The following is a 22,029-nucleotide window of genomic DNA, read 5'->3' as shown; positions in this document are numbered from 1 at the left end:
CATCTCGAAGCGTGGAGAACGGCCGCCTCCACTGTCCTGGAAAGAACCGCAGTTCAGCAGGTCGGGTGACCTGCGAGGTTAAACGCCAAGCTCAGGGCTGGTGCGGGGTGGATCAGATGGCCACGGGGACGCCGGCCGCACCGCCGTCATCGTCCCCTGGGTTGCCGTCACCCCTCAGCGCGTTCCCGACGCGGTCGAAGGCGGAGCGCTGGGAGTCGAGCCGGACGAAGGTGTAGATGTCCATGGTCACGCGGATCGAGCTGTGGCCCAGGACCTCCATGATCATGCGGGCATCGGCGCCCTGCTCGTGGAGCAGTGACGCGCACGTGTGACGCAGGTCATGAAAGCGGACTCTGCGGACCTCGGCACGGGCGCACAGAGCTTCGAAGGACCGGTTCAGATTGCGCGGCTCGATGGGCGTTCCGTTCTTCGTGGTGAAGACCAGGTCGTGGCCGTTCCCCTTCCAGGCTTCGCCGGCCGCCTTCCCGTCGGCGATCTGCTGGGCGCGCTGAGCACGGAGCGCCGTGACGCACTCGGACGGCAGTGCCACGCGCCGGGCCGAGCGCTGCGTCTTCGGCGCGACGAAGGACGCCTCCACCGCCCAGCACTTTGCTGGAAGATCGGGGGACGGCCGGCCACGGTGAGCCGACTGACCGTGCGCCAGCTCATGGGATTGCGACCATAGTTAGGGCTGCGGATGCCTTCGGTGAAGCCTGCCCAAGAGGTGCGGAGGGCGGCTCGATCGCGTACCCGATACGGGGTGAGCAGGAGCCAGGTCGCGAGGTTGAGCGGGATGAGGGAGCGGGGAGGTTGCTCCAGCGCCCTGTTCGAGGCCCGGCCGACCACGCACACGGAGGGAGAACAGCCGGTCAGCTCTTGCGGGACGACACGGACGTGACCGCTTTGGAGCCGATCCGGCCCAGGAGCGCGGCCAGTTCGGTGGGCGCGGACAGGAATGGGGAGTGGCCGGTGTTCAGACGCTCGACCTGTGTGGCGCGGGTGGACATCCGCTCCTGCAATGCGGGCGGGAGCGCTCTGTCCTCCTCGCAGAGCACATAGGTGGAGGGCACCGTCCGCCACGCTGTCCGGGTCACCCGTTGCTGAAAGGAGCGCCGGCTCTGCGTGACGAGCCGGCTGACGGCGTCCGCGGCCTGCTCGTCGGGCAGGTCCCCGAACAGCGCGGTGCGGGGGTCGTCGAAGACGACGGGGGCTGTGCCGCACACCAGTGGCTCAGCCCGACGGTTCGCTGGTGCGCCCCGGCGAGCGGTTCCACTTGGTCAGCGCCCGGTGCCGGGCACTGGACGCGGACGGGCACAGACAACGGATGCACGTGGGCGCATACTGGGGGCAATGACAAAGCCCGCTGCACCGAAGCGTCATTTGCCTAGTAGCCCTTTCAAGGCCCCGGTCCCGCCGGCGCCCAAGCACTTCGCCATGGGCGACCAGGTCACACACGACATGTACGGCCTCGGCCGGGTGATCGGCATCGAGGAGGGAATCGCGGCGCTCGTGGATTTCGGCTCGGCGCAAATGCGGATCTTGAGCCCGTACGCCAAGATGACCAAGCTGTAGGACTGCTGTGCCCGGTCACGGCATGCCAGGCCCCTTCAGGGACCTGTTACGAAAGGGAGATCTCTCATCGATCTGACCTCGCTGTTCTCCGCCCTGGAAGGGCAACCCCGCTGTTCCGCTGCGGCATCGCCGCCTCCGACGACGAACCCCTTTCAGGCCCCGGACTTCGGGGACGACGAGACCCTCCTACCTGAGGAGGTAGAGACGCCCGCCGCGTAATGCAGGGGGCAGCCTGCGGCTCTGTGCAGCAGCGAAGTACAGCAGCCGCAGCAACCGCTGCAACCGCTAAAGCTTTGCAGCGGTTCTCACGGCCCATGCCGCAGCCTCAACGACCGGAAACACCCGGTCTATCTAGAGCTACGGCTCAGAAGGTTGCCGGTTCGGAGCCTGCCGAGCGCACAGCAGGCCAGAGGCCCCGTTCGAAATCGGACGGGTCTTTGGTGTTCGTGGTGCGTGTGAAGGGGCGGCCCCGGAGGTTTCGGGAGCCGCCCTTCGGTTGCTCTCGTTGGGGTCAGCGGGTGACCTCGCGGTTGAAGACGGTGCGCGACCACAGGTAGCCGATCAGGCTGAGGGCCGTGCACCAGGCCAGGGCGATCCAGCCGTCGTTGCCGATCGGGGTGCCGAGCAGCAGGCCGCGCAGGGTCTCGTTGATCGGCGTGAAGGGCTGGTACTCGGCGAACCAGCGCAGGCCGGTCGGCATGGAGTCCGGCGTGACGACCGCGCTGCCGAGGAAGGGCAGGAAGGTCAGCGGCAGCGGGGCGTTGGAGGCGGCCTCGGGAGTCTTGGCGCCCATGCCCATCGCGGCGGACACCCAGGCCAGACCGAAGGCCAGGAAGGCCAGCAGGCCGAACGCGGCGATCCACTCGACGGGCGAGGCGTCGGGCCGGAATCCGATCGCGAAGGAGACACCGGTGACCAGGACGAGGACCGCCGTGACCTGGATGACGCTGCCGAGGACATGGCCGGTGAGCACGGAGCCGCGGGAGATCGACATCGTACGGAAGCGGTTGATGATGCCTTCCGTCATGTCGGTGCAGACGGACACGGCGGTGGCCACGGCCCCGGAGGTCGCGGACATCAGGATGATGCCGGGGACCACGTAGTTGATGTAGTCGCCGCGGTCGGCGCCCGCCCCGATGCCGGTGCCGAGCGCCCCGCCGAAGACGTACACGAACAGCAGCAGCATCACGATCGGCATCGTGACGATCGAGATCGTCATCGACGGGTAGCGCCGCATGTGCTTGAGGTTGCGGCGCAGCATCGTCATGGAGTCGCGCAGGGCGTACGAGCGGGTGGGGGTGGCCGGTGTGGTGGTGGCGGCGGCGGTCGCGGTGCTCATCGGGCGGACTCCTTCGTGGAGTTGGTGAGGGCGGGGGCGTTCTGCTGGCCGGTGAGGGTGAGGAAGACGTCGTCGAGGTCGGGGGTGTGCACGGTGAGCGACTCGGCCGGTACGCCGGTGCTGTCGAGCACACTGAGGACGGAACGGAGGTTGGTGAGGGTGCCGTCGCCGGGAATCCGCAGGGTGAGTGACGCGTCGTCGCGGGCGGCGATGCCGAAGAGGTCGGCCGCCGTGGCGAGCTGGGTCTCGTCGGCGAACCGGAGGCGGACATGGCCACCGGGAATCTGGCGCTTCAGTTCGTCGGCGGTGCCTGTGGCGACCAGTTTGCCGTGGTCCAGGACGGCGATGTGGTCGGCGAGTTGGTCGGCCTCCTCCAGGTACTGCGTGGTGAGGAAGATGGTCACGCCCTGATCCGTCACCAGGTTCCGGATGAGCTCCCACATGACGCGGCGGCTGCGCGGGTCGAGGCCGGTGGTGGGCTCGTCGAGGAAGATGATCCGCGGCCGGCCGACCAGGGTCATCGCCAGGTCGAGCTTGCGGCGCATACCGCCGGAGAAGGTGGCGACGTTCTTGCGGGCCGCCTCGGTCAGCTCGAACCGCTCCAGGAGCTCGGCGGCGCGGCGGCGGCCCTCGCGCTTGCTGAGGTGGTGCAGGTCGGCCATGAGGAGCAGGTTCTCCTCGGCGGTCAACAGCCCGTCGACGGCGGCGAATTGACCGGTGACGCCGATCTGGCGGCGGACCGAGTCGGGGTCGGAGGTCACGTCGTGGCCCGCGATCCGCGCCTGGCCCGAGTCGGCGGTGATCAGCGTGGAGAGGATCTCCACGGTGGTGGTCTTGCCGGCGCCGTTGGGTCCGAGCAGGGCGAAGATCGTGCCCTCGGGTATCCGCAGGTCGATGCCGTCGAGCACCACCTTGTCGCCGTACGACTTGCGCAGGCCGGTCGCGGAGATCGCGGCTGCTCGCGTGGTGGTGGACACCTGGGTCGCGGTGTTCATGGTGGGCGGGCCTTTCTGCAGGGGATGCGGGGCGGACGACCGACGGACGCTCGACGGCGATCGATGGGCGATCGACGGGCGATCGACGGGCGATCGGATGGAAGTGGCTGAGGGGCCGTGGTGCATGGGTGGCGTGTGTCGGGCGCGCTTCGTGTGTCCGGTGCTCTTCACCGGGTGCTGTCGCGTCGTGCTCGACATGGATGCCGCGTGGCGCGCGCGTCGTCATGATGATGGCACATAAATGGCGCCATGGCGAGTCAATGTGGCGCCATGATGGGATTAGGGGCTTGCGCTTGGCGTTTGACCTGTGTGGATGCGGGGGTTCATGAAGGAAGGCGCGCCTTGTGTGATGCGTGTCAGGCAACGGCTTCTTCGTGCGGGGCCCGGATTAAGTCGATGCTGCGCCGCCGCGGTGGCGCCATCTGGCACCATCTGGTGCCGCATGGCGCCGTGTGACGCCATGCGGCGCCGCATGGTGTCGCGGTGCCCGTTGCCTGCCGCGGGGGCAGAAAACGATCAGCCCCTGGCAGCCCAGGTGAGGGCTGTCAGGGGCTGGTGCCGGGGGCGGCGGGGCGCGGGTGAGGGATGGGTGGTGTGTGCGTCACGGGGGCCGGTTCCGCGCACGGCTGTGGGGCTGGTGGCGGCGTTTCTGCGTGCCGCTTCGGGGTGGGAGCAGGCGGAGTGGCCGGGCCGGTGCTCAGGCGCGGGCGCGGAGGATGTCGATGTTGCCGTACCGGGTGCGGGCGCGGACCTTGACGGTGTCCTCGGTCTTCTCCGGGGTCTCGGACGCGGTCAGCATGTTGCGCACCTGCCCGGCGCCCGAGCTGACGTCGAGCCAGGCGGCGGTGCCCTCGCGGATGCCGACCTCGATGGCGCCGTAGGACGTCTCCAACTGGACGGTTCCGGAGGCTACTTCACCCACGCGCAGGGTGCCGTGGGCGGTGGTGGCGGTGACCGAGGACTCGGCGCGCCGGATTTCGATGTCGCCGTTGGCGCCGCTGACCCGCATCTCACCGATCGCGGCGTCCACGGTCGTGGTGCCGTGCGAGTTCTTCAGGACGGCGGGGCCGTCGACGGTGCCCACGCGCAGGCTGCCGGAGCTGGTGATGATCTCGGCCGAGCCCTCGACCCGGTTCACGGTGATCGAGCCGTGCGACGCGGTCAGATGCAGCGGCCCGGTGGTGTCGAGGCGGACGTCGCCGGAGGAGGTCTTTACGCGGACCTCGCCGAGCCGGCCCTCGCCGAGTACCTGGGCCCAGGAGCCGGTCATGTCGATGCGCGAGCCCGTGGGCAGTTCGACCGTCACGTCGACGGTGCCGGGGCGACGCAGCGTATTGCGCATCGTGGGGGTCCTGACGGTCAGTTGGCCGCTCGCGTACGTGACCTCGGTCTGCTCGGCCGACCGCACGTCCCGGTCCTTCTTCGGGTCGCGGGGGCGTACCTCGACGACGGTGTCGGGGCGGTCGCCCGCGATGAACTGGATGGAACCGGCCTCCACGTGCGCCGTGGCCGAGATCGGTGCAGGAGTGTCGAAAGAAGGCATGGCTGTCCCGTCCTCTTGAGTCTGTGGGGCGTCCCTGCTGGTGGGACGTGGTGTGGGTGAGGTGGTGCGGGGGGCGTGGGGGTGCGGCTAGCGCACCCAGCCCGTGATGCTCTGCCCGATGGTCTGGGTCTTCTCCGTCGTACGCGGCCGGGTGCCGCTGTCGACCGCGGCCGACACGGCGCGCACCAGCCACGCGTTGACCGACAGGCCCTCGCGACTTGCGGCCTCCTCGGCGCGGGCCTTGAGGTGGGCCGGCAGACGCAGGTTGACGCGGGCGGTGCCGCCCTCGTCGCCGTCGGCGGGAATCGGGGCCCGGCGCGGTTCGGCGGGCGCGGCCGGTTCCGCGGGGGTGCCGCCCTCGGCGGGCGGCGGCGTCACCACGAAGTCGGGGTCCAGACCGCGCAGCCGTACGTCGACCGAGCCGGGGGCGAGCTCGCGGGTGATCTCGTCCATCGCGGCGGAGAGCACATGGAGCATGGTCAGGCGGGTCGCCGACTCCAGGGGAGCGGTGAGCCGTTCGGCCAGCTCGCGGGCGTCTTCCCCGCCGGCTTCGGCGGCCACCGCGAGTTCGCGGCGGAGGGTGTCGACATACGGGGTGAGGTCCATGACGCCATGATGGCGCCATTGGGGTGCCATGCGCAAGTCCGGGTGGCGCCCTATGAGGAGGCGGACTGGAGTGGAGCCCGTCTGAGCTGGGGAAAGGTGGGTGGCTTTGGGTTGGCGTCATTGCGATGCCATGGGCGACTCGGGTGTCCCTGGGCGCCCTTGGGTGCCTTTGGATGCGCGGGGTGGCGGCAATGTGGTGCCGAGTGGTGCCCGCGTGGTGTCGAGTGGTGCCCGGGTCGTGTCGGGTGGTGCCCGGGTGGTGTCGGGTGGGTGCTGGGTGCCGACTGGTTGGCGTTGCGTGGGGCAGGGTGGCGCTGGGTGCCGACTGGTTGGCGTTGCGTGGGGCAGGGTGGCGCTGGGTGCCGACTGGTTGGCGTTGCGTGGGGCAGGGTGGCGCTGGGCGCCGACTGGTTGGCGTCGCGTGGGGCAGGGTGGCGCTGGGTGCCGCCGACTGCTTGGTGCTGCGTGGCGCGGGAGGGCGCCGAGCGGTGCTCGGGATGCCAGGTGAGGGAAGGTGCGGTTGCCGAACCCGCACTCGGCGAGAAGGCATCTCGTGCAACCCGGACAGCGAGTTCGACGCGAGGGCGGGTGGGGCTGTCGGAAAAGGATTAGGCGTGGGGGCGGGAGTCGCGTAGTGTTCGGGGAACCGACGCGGGGTGGAGCAGCTCGGTAGCTCGCTGGGCTCATAACCCAGAGGTCGCAGGTTCAAATCCTGTCCCCGCTACTGACGCCGTAGGGCCGTGGATATGTATCCACGGCCCTACGGCTTTTTTGCGTTCCGGCGGGTCAGGGGTGGTGGGGCGGGGGCGGGGTTGTGTAGTGGGCGGCGGGGCCCGTGGGCGGTGTGGGGGTCAGGTGGGGGTGGAGGAGGAGGTCGTCGTCGTAGTCGCCGGCGTTCTGGTGGCGGAAGGCGAGGGGTTCCGTGGTGGGGAGGGTGCGCAGGCGCTCGCGTAGACGGGTGGCGGCGGTGGCGTAAGCGGTGGGGGTGGTGCGGTCCGCGGCGGGGATCAGGAGGGGTGGCAGGACGGCCATGCCGGTGTACCAGAGGGTGCCGTGCTGCAGGGGGAAGAGGAGGTCGTTGAGGTCACCGTTGACACCGCGCGGGCCCAGGGTGGCGGCGCGGGCGCCGGCGGTGGTGATCACCATGGCGCGCTTGCCGGTGAGCCGGCCGTCGCCGTAGCGCAGCGGGCGGCCGGTCTCCGGGTCGGTGTGGCCGAAGGCGAAGCCCTTGATGAAGACGCGGTCGAACCAGCCCTTGAGGATGGCCGGCATGCCGTACCACCAGAGGGGGAATTGGACGATCACGGTGTCCGCCCAGGTGACCTTCTCTTGTTCCGCGACGATGTCCGGGCTCAAACGGCCGTGGTTGTAGGCGTGTTCGGAGGACGGGCCGACGTGGAAGCGTTCGGCGGGGTCGTGACCGTAGTCGGCGGCGTCGACCACCGGGTTCCAGTTCATGGCGTAGAGGTCGGAGACGCGGTACTCGTGGCCGGCGGCTTCGAGCGCGCGTAGGCCCTCGTCCTTGAGGGCGCTGCTCAGCGAGCGCCGGTCCGGGTGGGCGAACAGCCAGAGGATCTTCATGGCACCCACTGTCCGGGCGGGCGGTCGTACGGACGAGTGGCCGGATGGCCAGACTGTGCAAGGATCGGGCCACGGAGCGGGGAGGGGATGGGGAGGAAATGGGGGATGGAGTGGGGGAGGAAATGGGGGAGGGAATGGGGAGTGCTGTGGGTGGTGACGGGACGCGGCGGCATCGGGTGGTGGTGCTGGTGCGGGACGGGATGCTGCCGATCGAAGTGGGCATCGTGCACCGGATCTTCGGCGAGGCCAGAGCGGCGGACGGGGAGCGGCTGTACGAGCTGGTGACCTGTGCGCTGCAGCCGGGCGAGGTGCGGACGGATACGGATTTCACCGTGTGCGTGACCCACGGGCCGGAGGCGCTCGCCGAGGCGGACACCGTGGTCGTGCCGGCCTCCGGGGCGGATTACGCCCAGGGGGACGGGACGGCCGGGCGGCTGAGCGCGGAACTGGCCGAGGCGCTGGGGCGGATCCGGCCCGGCACGCGGATCGCGTCGATCTGTACGGGCGCGTTCGTGCTGGCGGCGGCCGGGCTGCTGGACGGGCGGCGGGCCACTACGCACTGGCGGTCGGTGGACGACTTCCGCCGGCTGTTCCCGCAGGTCGCGCTGGACGCGGACGTGCTGTACACGGATGAGGGGGACGTGCTGACGGCGGCAGGGGTCGCGTCGGGCATCGACCTGTGTCTGCACATGGTCCGGTGTGACCACGGGGCGGCCGTCGCCAATGACGTGGCCCGGCGGACCGTCGTACCGCCGCACCGGGAGGGCGGCCAGGCGCAGTACATCCGGCGGCCGATGCCGGAGCCCCGGGTGTCCTCGACGGGCCGGGCGCGGGCCTGGGCGCTGGAACACCTGGACCGGCCGGTGACGCTGCGGGAGCTGGCGGCGTGCGAGGCGATGAGCGTACGGACCTTCACCCGGCGGTTCCGGGAGGAGGTGGGGGTCTCGCCGTTGCAGTGGCTGACCCAGCAACGGATCGAGCGGGCACGGCAGTTGCTGGAGGAGACGGAGCTGACGGTGGACCGGATCGCGGCGGAGGCCGGCTTCGGGACGGCGGCGTCGCTGCGGCAGCATCTGCAGTCGGCGCTGGGGGTGTCGCCGCGGATGTACCGGAGCACGTTTCGGGGGACAGAGGGGACCGAGGGGACCGGGAGGACCAGGGGGACAGAGGGGATCGGGAGGGCCGGGGTAACCGGGGGAAGGGGCGGGCTGGTGGCTTGAAGGGTGGGGCGGGGTGGGGGCGGGAGCGGGAGTGGGGCCTCGTAGCTTGCGGGGGGCGGCGGCGGGTCTTCCGGCGTTCCGGCTGGCGTGAGCAGGTGTGGGTGCGTGGGCGGGCGTGGGTGCGTGAGTGGGCGTTGGTGCGTGGGCCGGGCGTTGTCAGTGGGGGGTCGTACGCTGGCGATGTGTGGTGGCGATGTACGGGACCGCGCTGGTCAGGCGGCGGTTCGGGCGTACGGCCGGGGTCCGGGCCGGGGCCGGTGCCTGGTGCGCTGACGGCATACGGCGCGCCGGCGGCATGCGGCGCGTCGGTGGGCGCGCTGGCGGGGGCGTCGGTGGGTGCGTCGGCAGGGGCGTCGACGGGCGCGTCGGCGGGGTTCGGGCAGCGGCTGGGGTGGTACTGCGCCGAGCGGGACGAGGAACGGGAGAGCCTGATCCCCGCGGGGAAGATGCTGGCCTTCGCGGCGCAGGGGGAGCGCCGTTGCCTGGGCGTGCGGCGGACCGGCCGTTGGCTGGTGTGCCCGTATGCGGCGGTGCTGGACGGGGAGAGCGCCAAGGACCAGTGCGCGCCGTGCGCCCGGTTGGACCGCTCGCGGTCGGTGGCCGCGGACACCATGGCGGATGACCCGCGCCCGTACGCCGTCTACCTCGCGTACTTCGGGCCCGGCCTGCTCAAGGTGGGGATCACGGCCGCCGAGCGGGGGCCGGCGCGGTTGGTGGAGCAGGGGGCGGTGGCGTACGCATGGCTGGGCCGTGGTCCGCTGATGGCGGCGCGGCGGGCGGAGGCGCTGCTGGGGAGCGCCCTGGCGATCCCGGACCGCTTCACGAAGGCGGCGAAGCGGGCGGCCCGGGGAGCGCTGCCGGCGGTGCCGGAGCGGCGCGCCGAGTTGGGCAGATTGCACGCCACAGCACGGGAGTTGGGCGGCTGGCCGGAGACGCTGGAGCCGGTGGAATTCGCGTGTACGGACCATACGGAGCTGTTCGGGCTCGACCGGATACCGGCCGGGGCGGCGGTGTTGGGCGGGTTGACGGCGGGGGCGGAGATCGTGGGGGAGGTGCTGGCCGGGGTCGGGTCGGATGTGTATCTGCGGCTGGCGGGAGAGGGAGCGGAAGGGGGAGAGGGAGCGGAAAGAGGGGAGGGGGAGGGCGGGGCCGAGGGGCGGCGTCCTGGTGCGGGCCAGGTGGCGGGGGCCCGCGGGTCGTCGCCGGTTGTGGTGATGGATGCGCGGTTGCTGTCGGGGTGGGTGCTGGGAGCGGCGACGGGACGGGTGACGACCGTGCCGGTGCGGCCGGCCCGTACGGCGGTACGGGGCGCCCCGGATCGGGGAGGGGAGCAGGAAGGACTCTTCTGAGGCGCAGGTTCTGTGGGGCGCGGACCGGGCCTGGCAGGCTGGGAGGGGCGTGACCGGAGAGGCGAGGAGGGGCCGGGTGGCGGGCGGCGACGAGCGGTTGGCGGGCGGGGACGAGCGGGTGGGAGACGGGGACGAGCGGGTGGCGGCCGGGGACGAGCGGGTGGGGGACGAGGACGAGCGGGTGGGGGATGGGGACGAGCGGGTGGGGGCGTTCTGGCGGGGGCTGGGGCTGCCGGGGCTGATCGACGTCCATACGCACTTCATGCCGGAGCGCGTGATGGCGAAGGTCTGGGCGTATTTCGACGCGGCCGGGCCGCTGGTGGGCCGGGAGTGGCCCATCACGTACCGCTTCGAGGAGGACCAGCGGCTGGCGGTGCTGCGCGGCTTCGGCGTACGGGCGTTCACCTCGATGATCTATCCGCACAAGCCGGGAATGGCGCAGTGGCTGAACGGCTGGGCGGCCGATTTCGCGGCCCGTACGCCCGACTGTCTGCGGACCGCGACGTTCTTCCCCGAGGACGGCGCGGAGGCGTACGTACGGGACGAACTCGTCGGCGGAGTACGCGTGTTCAAGGCGCATGTGCAGGTGGGGGCGTACGACCCGGCCGATGCGCGGCTCGATGCGGTGTGGGGGGCCGTCGCGGAGGCGGGGGTGCCGGTGGTCGTGCACTGCGGGTCGGGGCCCGCACCGGGCAAGCACACCGGTCCGGAGCCGATCGGACGGGTGCTGGCCCGGCATCCCCGGCTGCGGCTGATCATCGCGCACCTGGGGATGCCGGAGTACGCCGACTTCCTGGAGCTGGCCGAACGTTATCCCGGCGTGCACCTCGATACCACGATGGCCTTCACGGACTTCGCGGAACGGACCGCGCCGTTCCCGCGGGCGGAGCGCGCCCGGCTCGCGGACCTCGGTGAACGGGTGCTGTTCGGCAGCGACTTCCCCAACATCCCCTACGGGTACGCCCATGCGCTGGAGGCGCTGGCCCGGTTGGGGATGGGGGAGGAGTGGCTGCGCGGGGTCTGTTACGGGAACGCGGCGCGGTTGTTCGAGCTGGGCCCCGGGGGCGGGCCGCCGGTGTAACGGGGCGGCGCACTGACGCCGGGCGGCACAGTGACGGGGTGCCGGGCGGCGTACTGACGGGGCGGCGCACTGAACGGGTGCGGCGTACTGACGGGCGACGCAATGACGAGGCGCCGGGTATGTCGGGTGCGTCAGGCACGTCAGGCACGTCAGGTCGTTAGGCGGCGGGTGGTGTTCCCGTTGCGGCGGTGGCCAGGTGGGTCAGTGCCGCGGCCAGGTCGGTGAGGGTGGCCTCGTCCGCGACGCGCTCCGTCTCAGCGTCGATCTTCGGGCCGATGGCGGGGATTTCCCGGCAGGCGGCCGTGATGACCTCGCCGGTCATCATGCGCAGGGTCTCCCGGAGTTGGGCGTTGGCGTGATCGCCGCCGGTCGGGAAGGGGGACGCGGTGATCACCGCGACCGGCTTGTGGACCACCTCGCCGCTGCTGACCAGCCAGTCGAGTGCGTTCTTGAGGACGCCGGGGACTCCGTGCGCGTACTCGGGGCTGACGATGAGCAGGGCGTCGGCGGACGCCACCGCGGTACGCAGAGCGGCGACGGCGGCGGGGGGTGTGGCGTCTTCGCCGTCCAGGTCGGGGTTGAAGTGCGGGAGTGCGCCGATGTCCGCGGTGGTGGTGGGGCCGGACCACAGGGGCAGGGCGGAGTTCAGCACCGCGCCGTTGGAGGAGCGGGCGCGCAGGCTGCCGGAGAGGGCGACCAGTCTCGGGACGTCATGAGTCATGGAGGGACGGTACGCCGGGTGGTCGGGGAGGGCTGGGTGGGGGCTGGGTGAGGTCCCCGCGAAGAGGCAAAAGTGCTGGTCAGGGCGATTGTCAGTGGGGGGTGCCATGCTTGGGGCAGTGGTGATCGGCCTGGACCGCGCGGGGGGCGGCCCAGGCCGGTCACGGACTCGGTGGGGGAGCCGGTCGGGGGATCCGGTGGGGGAGTCGGTCGGGGGAGCTGGTGGGGGAGCCGGTCGGGGGAGCCGGTTGCGGTCGTCGTCGCGGACGGGCGCCGGGATTCTCAGGAGATTCACAGGAAGGGGAAAGGGAGCTCTCACGGGCGCGGGTCAGGCTCACCGGCATGACCGTGACTCCGTCGTCCTCAACGGCGCTTCCCCTTACGTCAGTTCCGGTTGCGCCGGTTCCGACTTCGCCGGTTCCGGTTGCGCCGGTTCCGACTTCGCCGGTTCCGGTTTCTTCGGTTCCGGCAGGCTCGGCGTCCAGGAGAGCGCCCGGGAAGCAGCCGGAGTTGCTGCGGCCGGACGGCAGCCCGGTGCGGGTGCTGGTGGTCGACGACGAGTCCTCGCTCGCCGATCTGCTGTCGCTCGCGCTGCGCTACGAAGGCTGGGACATCCGGGCCGAAGGCGACGGTGCGGGGGCGCTGCGTACCGCGCGTAGCTGGCGGCCGGATGCGGTGCTGCTGGACGTCATGCTGCCGGACATGGACGGGCTGACGCTGCTCGGACGGCTGCGGCGCGAACTCCCGGAGGTACCGGTGCTGTTCCTGACGGCCAAGGACGCCGTCGAGGACCGGATCGCCGGGCTGACGGCCGGCGGGGACGACTACGTCACCAAGCCGTTCAGTCTGGAGGAGGTGGTGGCCCGGCTGCGGGGTCTGCTGCGCCGGGCCGGGGCGGCGGCGGCCCGGAGCGAGTCGCGGCTGACGGTGGGCGATCTGGTACTGGACGAGGACAGTCATGAGGTGTGGCGGGACGGGCAGGAAATCCATCTGACGGCCACGGAGTTCGAACTGCTGCGGTATCTGATGCGCAATCCGCGGCGGGTGTTGAGCAAGACCCAGATCCTCGACCGCGTCTGGAGTTATGACTTCGGTGGCCAGGCCAATGTCGTGGAGCTGTACATCTCGTACCTGCGGCGGAAGATCGACGCGGGACGGGCCCCGATGATCCATACGCGGCGGGGCGCGGGCTATCTGATCAAGCCGGGTGGGTAGCGGAGCGGTGTCCGATTCTGCGCTTGCGCCGCTGCCCGTTCCGGGCCCCGGATCCGTTCGTACGGCCGGAAGGGGGCGTCCGGCCGTGCTCGGCCGCAGAGTGCCGGGGCGGGGGCCGGCGCCGCGGCGGTGGACGTTGCGGACGCGGCTGGTGGTGTCGGCGGTGGCCCTGATTGCCGTTGTAGGGGCGGTGATCGGGGTCGTCACCACCATTGCGTTGCACTCGTACCTCCAGTGGCAGTTGGACGAGCGACTGAAGGACACCGTCGTACGGGCGACGATGCCGCGGCCGCACGATCCGATGCGGAGCCAGCCCCTGGACTTCGTCGCGATGCTGGGCCAGCCCGTGGGCACGGTGGGTGGGCAGGTCGGACCGGACGGGCGCGTCGATGTGGGTGCGCGACTGAACAATTCGACCAGCAGGGAGCCTTCGGAGCGGCTGGCGTGGCTGACCGGTGAGCAGGTCGCGGCGCTGGACGCGGTACCGAGGGACGGCCGGCCGCACACCGCCGAGCTGCCCGGGCTCGGCGACTACCGCGTGCGGTCGGCGAAGGACGGCTCACTGGTGGCCGGGCTGCCGCTCGGCGAGGTCCAGGGCACGGTCGGCCGGCTGGTGCTGATCGAGACGTGTGTGACGGTCGCCGGACTGGTCGCGGCGGGAATCGCCGGGGCGAGCATGGTGGGGATCGCACTGCGGCCGCTGCGCCGGGTCGCCGCCACCGCCACCCGGGTGTCCGAACTCCCGCTGCACCATGGCGAGGTGGCGCTGCACGTCCGCGTACCGGCGGCGGAGGCGGACGCCCGGACCGAGGTGGGGCAGGTCGGCGCGGCGCTGAACCGGATGCTGGGGCACGTCGGCTCGGCGCTGTCGGTGCGTCAGGAGAGCGAGATGCGGGTGCGGCGGTTCGTCGCCGACGCCAGCCATGAGCTGCGGACGCCGTTGGCGTCGATCCGGGGGTACGCCGAGCTGACCCGGCGCGGGGACGAGCGTCCCGGGCCGGTGACCCGGCACGCCCTGGGGCGGATCGAGTCGGAGGCGGAGCGGATGACGGGGCTGGTGGAGGACCTGTTGCTGCTCGCACGGCTCGATTCGGGGCGCCCGCTCTCGTACGAGAGCACTGATCTCTCGCCGCTGGTGGTGGACGCGGTGAGCGACGCCCGGGCGGCGGGACCCGGGCACCGGTGGCGGCTGGAACTGCCCGGCGAGCCGGCGTGGGTCCACGGGGACGGCGAGCGGCTGCACCAGGTCCTGGTGAACCTGCTGGCCAACGCCCGGACGCACACGCCGGAGGGGACGACGGTGACGGCCCGGGTGGTGGCCCGGGATGCCGGGGCATCGGATGTCGGGGCCCCGGATGCCGACGCGGCGGACGTCGGCGCACCGGATGCCGGCGTACCGGACGCCGGGCCGCCGGTACCGCCGGGTTGGGCCCCGCACGGGCACGCTCCCCGGGCCCGGGCCCGGGTCCTCCGGCCCGCCGTCCTGCTCCAGGTGGAGGATGACGGGCCCGGCATCCCGGCCGAGCTTCTGCCGCGGGTGTTCGAGCGCTTCGCGCGTGGGGACGCGTCGCGTTCGCGGGTGGCCGGCAGCACCGGGCTCGGGCTCGCGATCGTGCAGGCCGTAGTCGCGGCGCACGGCGGTACGGTCGGCGTCGAGAGTGCGCCGGGGCGGACGGTCTTCACGGCGACCCTGCCGTCGGCACAGGGGGGTCTGTTGCCGTCACGGTGATCCTGCCGTCGGGGCAGGGGGGTCTGTTGCCGTCACGGTGATCCTGCCGTCGGGGCAGGGGGACCTGCTGCCGTCACCGTGACCCCTGTTGTCGTCACGCTGCCCCTGATGTCGTCACGGTGCCCCTGTCGCCGGGACCCCTGCACCGCGCATCCGAAGTGACCCCTGCTCCGCGTATTCGCCGGGACCTCTGCCCCGCGCCTCCGGCCGGCCCCCGAGTTTCGGCTCACAGGCTCACAGCCTCGCCACAGGCTCACCACACCGCCGTGACAGGGCGGTTGGCGAGGGTCGGGCCATGACGACGACACAGCCGCCCGATACACCACTGGGCTCCCTGCCACCCCGCGCACATCTGCGCCTCGGCCAGATCGCGACCGTGCTGGATGTGGTCATTCCCGTCTACAACGAGGAGGCGGATCTGGAGCGCTGCGTCCGGCGCCTGCACGAGCACCTCGCGCGGACCTTCCCGTACGGGTTCCGGATCACCATCGCGGACAACGCGAGCACCGACCGTACGCCCGAGGTCGCCGCGCGGCTCGATGACGCGATCGACGAGGTCACGGCCGTACGGCTGGAGCAGAAGGGGCGCGGCCGGGCGCTGCGCACGGTGTGGTCGCTCTCCGAGGCACCGGTGCTGGCCTATATGGACGTCGATCTGTCGACGGACCTCAACGCCCTGTTGCCGTTGGTGGCGCCGTTGATCTCCGGGCACTCGGATCTGGCGATCGGTTCACGGCTCAGCCGGAGTGCGCGGGTCGTTCGCGGACCGAAGCGGGAGTTCATCTCGCGAACGTACAACCTCATCCTGCGGGGTTCGCTCGCCGCCCGCTTCTCTGACGCGCAGTGCGGGTTCAAGGCCATACGGGGCGATGTCGCGGAGCGGCTGCTTCCGCTGGTCGAGGACACCGGATGGTTCTTCGACACGGAGATGCTGGTGCTCGCGGAGCGGGCCGGGCTGCGGATCCACGAGGTGCCGGTGGACTGGGTCGACGACCCGAACAGCACCGTGCACCTCGTGCGCACGGCCGCCGACGACCTGAAGGGCGTCTGGCGGGTGGGACGGGCGTTGGCGACCGGGGCGCTGCCGCTGGACCGGCTGGTCCGGCCGTTCGGGGACGATCCGCGGGACCGGGAGCTGTCGGGGGTGCCGGGCGGGCTGGCCCGTCAGCTCGTCGGGTTCTGCGTCGTCGGCGGGCTCAGCACCCTGCTGTACCTCGGGCTCTACTCCCTCTTCCGGCTCGGTACGGGCGCCCAAATGGCCAACGCCGCCGCGCTGTTGTTGTCCGCGATGGCCAATACGGCGGCCAACCGCCGGCTGACCTTCGGGGTGCGCGGGCGGGACCGGGCGGTCCGGCATCAGGCCCAGGGTCTGGTGGTTTTCGCGATCGGACTGGCGCTGACCAGCGGTTCCCTGGCCGCGCTGGACACCGCCAGCGGGCCGGCGTCGCACGGCACGGAACTGGCGGTGCTGGTGGCCGCCAACCTGGCCGCGACCGTACTGCGGTTCCTGCTCTTCCGCGCCTGGGTGTTCCCGGACCGCGAGCGCCGTCCCGACGACTGCCCGCACCCGCACGACGTGGACGACCTCTCCCGGAGCCCCCGATGAACCCGCTGAACCCCACGAACGCGAAGAACACGATGGACACGAAGAACACGGCGAACACGGCGAACGCGATGGACGCGAAGAACGACGCGACGAACGCGGCGAACACGGTGAACGCGGCGAACGCGAAGAACGCGGTGAACGCTACGAACACGCTGGACGCACCGAACGCGACGACCACGAAGGACCCGTTGATTCCGCCGCCGTCCGCCGAGCCGCCGCGCTGGGTGCGCCCCGCCCTGGTGGCGTTGTTGCTGGTCACGGCCGTTCTCTACCTCTGGAGCCTGTCCGCCTCGGGCTACGCCAACCAGTTCTACTCGGCCGCCGTACAGGCCGGCAGCGAGAGCTGGAAGGCGTTCTTCTTCGGCTCGTCCGACGCCGCCAACTCGATCACCGTCGACAAGCCGCCGGCCGCGCTCTGGCCGATGGCACTGTCCGTACGCCTCTTCGGCCTCAGCTCGTGGGCGATCCTGGTGCCCGAGGCGCTGATGGGCGTGGCGACCGTCGGGGTGCTCTACGCGGCCGTACGGCGCCGGTTCGGGGCGGCCGCGGGACTGCTCGCCGGCGGGGCGCTGGCGGTGACGCCGGTGGCGGCGCTGATGTTCCGCTTCAACAATCCCGATGCGCTGCTGTGCCTGCTGATGGTGTGCGCGATCGCCGCCGTACTGCGCGCCCTGGAGGACGGCCGGACCAAGTGGCTGGTGCTGGCCGGGCTCTGCTTCGGCGCCGGGTTCCTCACCAAGACGCTGCAGGCGTGGCTGATCCTGCCGGCGCTCGCCGTGGTGTACGCCTGCTGTGCGCCGGTGGGCCTGCGCAAGCGGTTCGGGCAACTGCTGGTCGCCGGGCTGGCGATCGTGGTGTCCGGTGGCTGGTGGGTGGCGATCGTCGAGCTCTGGCCGGCGTCCTCGCGGCCGTACATCGGCGGCTCGCAGACGAACAGCTTCCTGGAACTGACCTTCGGCTACAACGGCTTCGGGCGGATCAGCGGCAACGAGACGGGCAGTGTCGGCGGTGGCGGGCGCGGTCCGGGCGGCGGAGGCGGCTGGGGCGAGACCGGCATCACCCGGTTGTTCTCGTCCGACATGGGCGGGCAGATCTCCTGGCTGCTGCCGGCCGCGCTGATTCTGCTGGTGGTGGCGGTGGGCCTGTTGTGGCGGGCCCGCCGTACGGACGCCCGCCCCGCGCCTGCGGCCGCCGAACAGTCCGGAGCCCACCCTGCCGTCACCGCCACCGTCGCCGCCACCTCCCGGGCCGGCGCGGCCGAACAGGCCGGTCAGCGGGCCGAGTTCCTGGTGTGGGGCGGTGCGCTGCTGATGACGTTCACGACGTTCAGCTTCATGTCCGGGATCTTCCACCAGTACTACAACATCGCGCTGGCCCCGTACATCGCTGCACTGGTCGGTATGGGCGCGGCCCTGCTGTGGCGGCGCGGCGGGCGGCTGGCGTCGGTGGTGCTGGCCGTGACGGTCGCGGTGACCGCGGTCTGGTCGTACGTCCTGCTGAACCGCTCGCCCGACTGGCTGCCGTGGCTGCGCTGGACGGTGCTGGCGCTGGGGGCGCTGGCGGCGGTGGGCCTGCTGCTGGGCGTACGGAAGACGGCGGCGGCGGACCAGCAGGGGACGGCCGATTGGCCGAGGATGGCCGATTGGCAGGGGGTGGCGGACCAGCAGGGGACGGCCGATCGGCAGGGGTCGGTGCCCGCCCGAGGGGAAGCCGGGGCCCGGCTGCCCGTCACCCGGCGGATCGGCGTCGTCGCCGCGGCGCTCGGGGTGGTCACGGCGCTGGCCGGCCCGGTCGCGTACACGCTCGACACCGTGAACACCCCCAAGGGCGGCTCGATCATCACGGCCGGGCCTTCGGTGCGCGGCGGTATGGGCGGGCCGGGCGGCGGCCTCCCCCGGTGGCTGCAGCGGATGGGGCGTGGCAACAACGGCGCGATGCCGGGCGGCGGCACCCAGGCCGGCGCCCCCGGCGTCCCTGGGGCCCCTGGAGCGCCCGGAGCGCCCGGAGGCCCCGGAGTCGCCGGTGCACCTGGTGGTACCGCTGCCGGTCGCCTGCCCGCCACGCCGGGAGCGAAGGGCACGGGCGCCGGCAACGGCGGTATGCGCGGCGGCGGGGTACGCGGCGGTATGGGCGGTGGCATGGGCGGCCTGCTCAACGGCAGCAAGGTGAGCGCCCGGGCCAAGGCCCTGCTGGAGAAGAACGCCGGCGACTACACCTGGGCCGCCGCCGCCATCGGTTCGCAGAACGCCGCCGGCTACCAGCTGGCCACCCAGAAGCCGGTGATGTCGATCGGCGGCTTCAACGGGAGTGACCCGTCACCCACCCTCGCCCAATTCAAGAAGTACGTCGCGGAGGGGAAGATCCACTACTTCATCGCGGGCGGCCGGGACGGTTTCGGCGGCACCCTCGCCACCGGTGGCAGCGATGGCACCGGTGGCACCGGCGGCCCGGGCGGTGCTGAGCTGGCCGGCGGTTTCGTCGGTGGTTTCGGTGGCGGTTTCGGCGGCGGTGGTGGTGGCCGTGGTGGCCGTGGTGGCCCCGGCGGTGGCCAGGGCCACTCGTCCGAGATCAGCTCCTGGGTCGAGAAGACCTTCAAGAAGGTCACGGTCGGCAGCGCGACCTTCTACGACCTGACGAAGAAGGCCTGACCAGGACCGTAAGGCCTGACCAGGACCGTGAGGAAGACGGCCTGACCAGCGGCCCAGCGGGCCCGACCAGCACGGACGCCCGGTACCGCTCGCATCCGCTCCACGCGCGGCCGAAAACAAATGTACGGCGTATAGCGCTCCCTGTACGGTGTATGGCACCCGCTCGCACCGTACAGGGAGCCCGTATGCCGTCCCCCGTGGCGTCCGATGCCGCAACCGCCACCCTCCAGCCGCCCGGCCGGCCCGCCACCCGCTGGCTGATCCTTGCCGTCATCTGCCTCGCCCAGCTCACGGTCATCCTCGACAACACCGTCCTGAACGTCGCCATCCCCTCCCTGACCAAGGAGATGGGCGCGACCACCGCCGACGTCCAGTGGATGATCAACGCTTATTCGCTGGTCCAGTCGGGTCTGCTGCTCACCGCCGGCAACTCCGCCGACCGGTACGGGCGCAAGAAGATGCTCGCCGTCGGCTTGGTGCTGTTCGGCCTGGCCTCGCTCGGCGCCGCGCTCGCCCAGTCGCCCGGCCAGCTGATCGCGGCCCGGGCCGGTATGGGCGTCGGTGGTGCGCTGCTGGTCACCACCACGCTCGCGGTCGTCATGCAGATCTTCGACGACGAGGAGCGCCCCAAGGCGATCGGTATCTGGAGCTCGGTCAACTCCCTCGGCTTTGCCGCCGGCCCGCTGATAGGCGGTGTGCTGCTCGACCACTACTGGTGGGGTTCGCTGTTCCTGGTCAATCTTCCCGTCGCCGTCGTGGCGGTGGTGGCCGTCGTCACCCTCGTCCCCGAGTCCAAGAGCCGCGAGGGTGATCGCCCGGACCTCCTCGGCGCCCTGCTGTCCATGATCGGTATGGGCGGAGTGGTCTTCGCGATCATCTCAGGACCGCACAACGGCTGGCTGTCGGGCCAGGTGCTGATCTCCGCCGCCATCGGGATCGCCGGCCTCGCCCTCTTCGCCGGATGGGAGCTGCACACCCCGCACCCCATGCTGGACATGCACTTCTTCCGGAACCGCCGGTTCATCGGCGCGGTCTCCGGCGGCATCCTGGTCGCCTTCGGGATGGGCGGCTCGATGTTCCTGCTCACCCAGCACCTCCAACTCGTGCTCGGTTACGGCCCGTTGGACGCCGGGCTGCGGATGGCGCCGCTCGCCGTCACCGTCATCCTGATCAACTTCACCGGCCTGGGCGCCCGGCTGATGCCGAAGTTCGGCACCCCCGGCATGATCGTCACCGGTATGTCGCTGCTCGCCGCCGGACTCGTCGCCATAGTGGCCCTCGGCGGACACAGCTACGGCGGCATGCTCACCGGTCTGATCGTGATGGGCTTCGGTGTCGCGCTCGCCATGCCGGCGATGGCCAACGCGATCATGTCCGCGATCCCGCCGGCCAAGGCCGGGGTGGGTGCCGGGGTCAACGGCACGCTGATGGAATTCGGCCAGGGCCTGGGCGTCGCCGTCCTCGGCGCGGTCCTCAACTCCCGCTTCACGGCCCTGCTCCCGCTGGTGGCCGCGGGCGCGGGCTCGCTCTCCGCGGCGCTGGCCCGCACGCACACCGCCGCCGAACGCACCGCCGTCCAGGACGCCTTCGCTTCCGGCATCGGCACCAGCCAGATGGTGGGCGCGGCCGCGGTGTTCCTCGGCGGGCTGCTCGCCGCCGTACTCCTGCGCCGGGCGGAGCGCGATGGCCAGGAGCAGCAGACACCGGAGGCACGAGAGGCCACAGGAACGTCTGGGGCACCTGACGCCCGGCCCGGCCCGGGAGCGGCCCCCGCGGCCGCGGAATAGCATCGGTGGTGCAGAAGATCGTTGACCGTCGACGTGCAGAGCGAGAAGGCTGACGTGGAGCGCGGGAACGCCGACGTGGAGCACGGGAAGAAAAGGACGGACGCCATGACCGCGACCAACGGCCGTGCCGGTAAGCGGCCGCACAGTGTCTGGCTGACCGAGCGCCCCCCGCTCAAGCGCAGGGCTGAGCAGCCGGCCGGGCTCGACCTCGACAAGATCGTCGGGGCGACCGTCCGACTGCTGGACGACGAGGGGCTGGCGAGGTTCTCGATGCGCCGGCTCGCCGCCGAGCTCGGCGTCACCGCGATGTCCGTCTACTGGTACGTCGACACCAAGGACGATCTGCTGGAGCTGGCCGTCGACGCGGTGGCCGGCGAACTGCCCCTGCCCGACGAGTCGGAGGCCGGCGCCGACTGGCGCGCACAGCTCCGGGTCCTCGCCACCGGTTACCGCGACATGCTGCTGCGCCACCCCTGGGTGGCCCGGCTGCTGGCCGAGTTCATCAACATCGGACCGCACTCGACCGCGTTCTCCAATGCCACCCTGCGGGTGATGGGGCGCAGCGGCCTGGACGCCGAGTGCACGTCCGGTGCGCTGGCGTCGCTGTTCCACTTCGTCTACGGCTTCGCGACGATCCGGGCGACGCACGAGGCGCGGTGCCGGGCCGCGGGCGTCAGCCTGGACGACTACTTCCAGCAGGTCGTCTCGGCCATCTCGGGCCGCCCGGAGTTCGCCGAGATGCTGGAGCTGTCCAGCCGGGCCGACCACGTCCGTACGGGCCGGTCGGCCGCGGCGATGCTGGACCGGGACTTCGCCTTCGCACTCGACCTGCAGATCGCGGGAATCGAGGCGATGCGGGGCGGGCATCGGGGGGAGGGGGAGGGAGAGGGGGAGGCGTAGGGGTGATCGGGGCGGGACCTTAGGGGGAGGGGGAACAGATCCCCTAGATGAATGAGTCCAAGGGATGGCCTGCGGATATAGGACGAGGGCGTCCAATGTCAGTGTGTGAAGACAGACCTGGACACCCTCGCGACAGCA

At 71.4% G+C, this 22,029-nt stretch carries 17 protein-coding genes, 1 tRNA gene and 1 pseudogene; 11 read left to right on the top strand and 8 right to left on the bottom strand.

Going from position 1 to position 22,029, the window contains the following annotated elements:
• Positions 1-112: 112 nt before the first annotated feature.
• A complete protein-coding gene (locus AB0G35_RS35720) occupies positions 113-598 on the bottom strand; it encodes a site-specific integrase (RefSeq protein WP_360958459.1) in 486 nt (161 codons plus the stop codon).
• A 271-nt stretch (positions 599-869) separates the two neighbouring features.
• Positions 870-1,229, bottom strand: a pseudogene (locus AB0G35_RS35715) (alpha/beta hydrolase); the annotation flags it as partial.
• 121 nt (positions 1,230-1,350) lie between these two features.
• Between AB0G35_RS35715 and AB0G35_RS35710 the strand changes: the two are divergent.
• On the top strand, positions 1,351-1,572 hold the full coding sequence (locus AB0G35_RS35710; protein WP_360958456.1) for a hypothetical protein: 222 nt from the start codon (positions 1,351-1,353) through the stop codon (positions 1,570-1,572).
• A gap of 511 nt (positions 1,573-2,083) precedes the next feature.
• Here AB0G35_RS35710 and AB0G35_RS35705 read toward each other — a convergent pair.
• From AB0G35_RS35705 to AB0G35_RS35690, 4 genes are all read right to left on the bottom strand, one after another.
• The gene (locus tag AB0G35_RS35705) at positions 2,084-2,911 is read right to left on the bottom strand and encodes an ABC transporter permease (RefSeq protein ID WP_360958453.1); all 828 of its coding nucleotides are present in this window, start codon (positions 2,909-2,911) and stop codon (positions 2,084-2,086) included.
• Entirely contained in the window at positions 2,908-3,906 is a 999-nt protein-coding gene (locus AB0G35_RS35700; RefSeq protein WP_360958450.1) for an ATP-binding cassette domain-containing protein, read from the bottom strand. Before AB0G35_RS35700 ends, AB0G35_RS35705 begins: the two co-directional genes overlap by 4 nt.
• 697 nt (positions 3,907-4,603) lie before the next feature.
• A complete protein-coding gene (locus AB0G35_RS35695) occupies positions 4,604-5,449 on the bottom strand; it encodes a DUF4097 family beta strand repeat-containing protein (protein ID WP_360958448.1) in 846 nt (281 codons plus the stop codon).
• Positions 5,450-5,536: 87 nt separating this feature from the next.
• The gene (locus tag AB0G35_RS35690) at positions 5,537-6,055 is read right to left on the bottom strand and encodes a hypothetical protein (protein WP_360958445.1); all 519 of its coding nucleotides are present in this window, start codon (positions 6,053-6,055) and stop codon (positions 5,537-5,539) included.
• A gap of 650 nt (positions 6,056-6,705) precedes the next feature.
• On the opposite strand from AB0G35_RS35690, the gene AB0G35_RS35685 reads away from it, so the two are divergent.
• Positions 6,706-6,779: transfer RNA gene (locus AB0G35_RS35685), tRNA-Met, on the top strand.
• A gap of 62 nt (positions 6,780-6,841) precedes the next feature.
• Here AB0G35_RS35685 and AB0G35_RS35680 read toward each other — a convergent pair.
• Positions 6,842-7,636, bottom strand: coding sequence for an NAD(P)H-dependent oxidoreductase (locus AB0G35_RS35680; protein ID WP_360958442.1), 795 nt, complete (start codon positions 7,634-7,636; stop codon positions 6,842-6,844).
• A 134-nt stretch (positions 7,637-7,770) separates the two neighbouring features.
• Here AB0G35_RS35680 and AB0G35_RS35675 point away from each other — a divergent pair, with 134 nt between their 5' ends.
• From AB0G35_RS35675 to AB0G35_RS35665, 3 genes are all read left to right on the top strand, one after another.
• Positions 7,771-8,856, top strand: coding sequence for a helix-turn-helix domain-containing protein (locus AB0G35_RS35675; RefSeq protein WP_360958439.1), 1,086 nt, complete (start codon positions 7,771-7,773; stop codon positions 8,854-8,856).
• A gap of 332 nt (positions 8,857-9,188) precedes the next feature.
• Positions 9,189-10,205 (top strand): DUF2797 domain-containing protein, encoded by a 1,017-nt coding sequence (locus AB0G35_RS35670; RefSeq protein ID WP_360958436.1) that lies wholly within the window; start codon positions 9,189-9,191, stop codon positions 10,203-10,205.
• A gap of 181 nt (positions 10,206-10,386) precedes the next feature.
• Complete coding sequence (locus AB0G35_RS35665; RefSeq protein ID WP_360958465.1) at positions 10,387-11,286, top strand: amidohydrolase family protein; 900 nt, start codon at positions 10,387-10,389, stop codon at positions 11,284-11,286.
• A gap of 157 nt (positions 11,287-11,443) precedes the next feature.
• Here the strand turns inward: AB0G35_RS35665 and AB0G35_RS35660 are convergent, their stop codons facing one another.
• The gene (locus AB0G35_RS35660; RefSeq protein WP_360958433.1) at positions 11,444-12,007 is read right to left on the bottom strand and encodes an NADPH-dependent FMN reductase; all 564 of its coding nucleotides are present in this window, start codon (positions 12,005-12,007) and stop codon (positions 11,444-11,446) included.
• Between the two features lie 512 nt (positions 12,008-12,519).
• Here AB0G35_RS35660 and AB0G35_RS35655 point away from each other — a divergent pair.
• From AB0G35_RS35655 to AB0G35_RS35630, 6 genes are all read left to right on the top strand, one after another.
• Positions 12,520-13,221, top strand: a complete 702-nt coding sequence (locus AB0G35_RS35655; RefSeq protein ID WP_360958462.1) for a response regulator transcription factor — start codon at positions 12,520-12,522, stop codon at positions 13,219-13,221.
• A gap of 85 nt (positions 13,222-13,306) precedes the next feature.
• Positions 13,307-14,950: an ATP-binding protein gene (locus AB0G35_RS35650; protein WP_360958431.1), complete on the top strand. Its 1,644-nt coding sequence runs from the start codon at positions 13,307-13,309 to the stop codon at positions 14,948-14,950.
• A 295-nt stretch (positions 14,951-15,245) separates the two neighbouring features.
• On the top strand, positions 15,246-16,556 hold the full coding sequence (locus AB0G35_RS35645) for a glycosyltransferase (protein WP_360958428.1): 1,311 nt from the start codon (positions 15,246-15,248) through the stop codon (positions 16,554-16,556).
• Positions 16,553-19,204, top strand: a complete 2,652-nt coding sequence (locus AB0G35_RS35640) for a glycosyltransferase family 39 protein (protein ID WP_360958425.1) — start codon at positions 16,553-16,555, stop codon at positions 19,202-19,204. Before AB0G35_RS35645 ends, AB0G35_RS35640 begins: the two co-directional genes overlap by 4 nt.
• A 185-nt stretch (positions 19,205-19,389) precedes the next feature.
• Positions 19,390-20,991: an MFS transporter gene (locus tag AB0G35_RS35635; RefSeq protein ID WP_360958422.1), complete on the top strand. Its 1,602-nt coding sequence runs from the start codon at positions 19,390-19,392 to the stop codon at positions 20,989-20,991.
• Between the two features lie 105 nt (positions 20,992-21,096).
• Positions 21,097-21,891 carry a TetR/AcrR family transcriptional regulator gene (locus AB0G35_RS35630; protein ID WP_360958419.1) on the top strand — a complete coding sequence of 265 codons (795 nt, stop codon included), beginning with the start codon at positions 21,097-21,099 and terminating at the stop codon, positions 21,889-21,891.
• The last annotated feature ends 138 nt before the right edge of the window (positions 21,892-22,029 follow it).

The organism is Streptomyces sp. NPDC021749 (assembly GCF_040640655.1).
Lineage (GTDB): Bacteria > Actinomycetota > Actinomycetes > Streptomycetales > Streptomycetaceae > Streptomyces.
This window is presented reverse-complemented; position numbering and strand designations above follow the sequence as displayed.